The organism is Streptomyces mesophilus (assembly GCF_011044995.1).
GTDB lineage: Bacteria > Actinomycetota > Actinomycetes > Streptomycetales > Streptomycetaceae > Streptomyces > Streptomyces mesophilus.
The window spans coordinates 1-1,899 of the sequence record NZ_JAAKZW010000440.1; the positions used below are offsets into that span (position 1 = coordinate 1).

Below are 1,899 nucleotides of genomic sequence, written 5' to 3' on the forward strand. Positions count from 1 at the left end.
GGTGGGTGGAGGGGCCGCAGTGGCCGGTGGATCCGTATGAGGATGAACTCGCCCCGTTCATGGGGCAGTTCAAGGTGCCGGCGCAGGAGGGCGGCGGGGGGAAGGACCGGACGGTGTACCTGTTCGCCATCGGGTTCAGCGGTGAGCACGCCACCGTCGTACAGCCGGGCGGCCATGTCACCGAGTCCTTCGTCATACGGGACTCGGCCACCGGACCGACCGAGCTGGACCGGCCGCATCTGCTGCGGGTGGCGGAGGAGGTGGACTTCGCCGAGGCCAGGCGGGAGGCCGAGCGGCAGTTGGAGCCGGTCGAAGGGGAGGACGAGGACGACTGGGAGTGGCGGCTCGAGGAGGCGGTCGAGGCGCGGCAGAAGGATGCCGAGGGCAGCATCCGGATGGACCAGCTCGGTGGGCCCGGTGTCGTGCCGGTCTGGTTGCAGGACGACCACACGCCGGGCGAGGGCTGGCAGCTGGTCGCCCAGTTCGACTCCTGCAACCTGCCGTTCGACGTCAACTTCGGTGACACCGGGGTGGGTTATCTGTTCCTCTCGCCGGACGGTGAGAAGGCGGAGTTCTTCTACCAGTGCTGCTAGCCGGCGCATGGAGTGCGTCATGGAATGGGTCATGGCGTGCGTCACTTACCCGCCAGGTAATCGACCCAGCGTTCGGCCGCTGCCACCATCGAGGCGTACCCACTCGCGAGCCACGAGAGCCGGAGGACGCCATGTCCGCGTACGTCATCGCCCGTCTGCACAAGGCAGCGAAGCTGCACCCGGACATCGCCGAGTACATCGAGCGGATCCCCGGGACCTTCGAGCCGTACGGCGGGCGCTTCCTCGTGCATGTCACGCCGCACGAGGTCCTGGAGGGCAGCTGGGACGAGGACGTCGTGATGATCGGGTTCCCCGGGGTCGAGGAGGCGCGGGCCTGGTGGGAGTCGGACGCGTACCAGGAGATCGTGCCTCTGCGGTCGAGGCATCTCGACGGGGACATCATTCTCGTCCCCGGGGTTCCCGAGGGGTATGACGCGACGAAGACCGCCGCCGGGCTGCGGGAGTTCCTCAAGGGCTAGTTCCCCAAGCGCTGAGCCGATGGGCCAGGCCCACATAGCTCGTGACGAAGCCGGCCTCGTCGAACTCCACGTCGCCGGCGAAGTCGCCCGAGGTGAAGTGCACACGGGTGCCCGCCGGGCCCGGCCCGGTGTGCGTGTACGTCTGCGGTGACGCGTGCACCGTCAGGTCCGGGACCGACACCCAGGCCATCCGGTAGTCGTGGCTGCCCGGTGCGCGGTGCAGGTCGTGGCGCAGGACCGGCATCGCGTTGGTGAGCGGTGAGAGGCCCAGGTCGCAGTCCAGGGTGTCGGGGTCCGCCCACGGGAGCGGAACGCCGTTCGCCGTCCAGTCGCCGGAGCCCTCGTCCCGGCGCAGGTCCAAGTGCACGGTCGCGTCGGTGGTTTCGGCCGTCGCCGTCAGCCGGCGCGTGATCCAGTCAGGGCCCGTCTCCAGCTCGTACGAGAGCCAGTACGGGTGCGGCAGCGCGGCGAAGACGCGGCCGCGGGCCGAGAAGGAGCGCGGGCCCGTCGGGGTGACCCAGGCCGTCTCGAAGCCGCCGGTCTCCGTCACCTGCCAGGTCAGGACGCGAGCGGGGGCGGCCGTCCGAACGCGAGCCGGGCCGGGCGTCGGAACGCGAGCCGGATCGGGTGGCGGGACGCGACTGTCAGTCATGGGTACCAGGATGGGGCTCATGGCGTGGTGGTGCACAGGGGTGCGGTGGAGCGGTGGGCGGCCGGCTCTCGGATGGTTCGGGGACGGGCGCGGCGAGCGTGAGAGCCCCCTTGAGTACGGGCAGGAGCTCGGGTTCGTGGCCCGGGGCGGGCGGCGGTGCCTCGGGGTGCGGCGG

At 70.6% G+C, this 1,899-nt stretch carries 3 protein-coding genes; 2 read left to right on the top strand and 1 reads right to left on the bottom strand.

Annotated features, from left to right (window positions below; translation table 11 throughout):
• Together G6045_RS40390 and G6045_RS40395 are read left to right on the top strand one after the other, a co-directional pair.
• On the top strand, window positions 1-593 hold a 593-nt coding region (locus tag G6045_RS40390), incomplete at its 5' end, for a hypothetical protein (protein ID WP_408056430.1).
• A gap of 131 nt (window positions 594-724) precedes the next feature.
• Window positions 725-1,072 (top strand): DUF1330 domain-containing protein, encoded by a 348-nt coding sequence (locus tag G6045_RS40395; RefSeq protein ID WP_165337230.1) that lies wholly within the window; start codon window positions 725-727, stop codon window positions 1,070-1,072.
• Here the strand turns inward: G6045_RS40395 and G6045_RS40400 are convergent.
• A complete protein-coding gene (locus G6045_RS40400) occupies window positions 1,062-1,724 on the bottom strand; it encodes a putative glycolipid-binding domain-containing protein (RefSeq protein ID WP_165337231.1) in 663 nt (220 codons plus the stop codon). The genes G6045_RS40395 and G6045_RS40400 overlap by 11 nt on opposite strands.
• Window positions 1,725-1,899 lie beyond the last annotated feature (175 nt).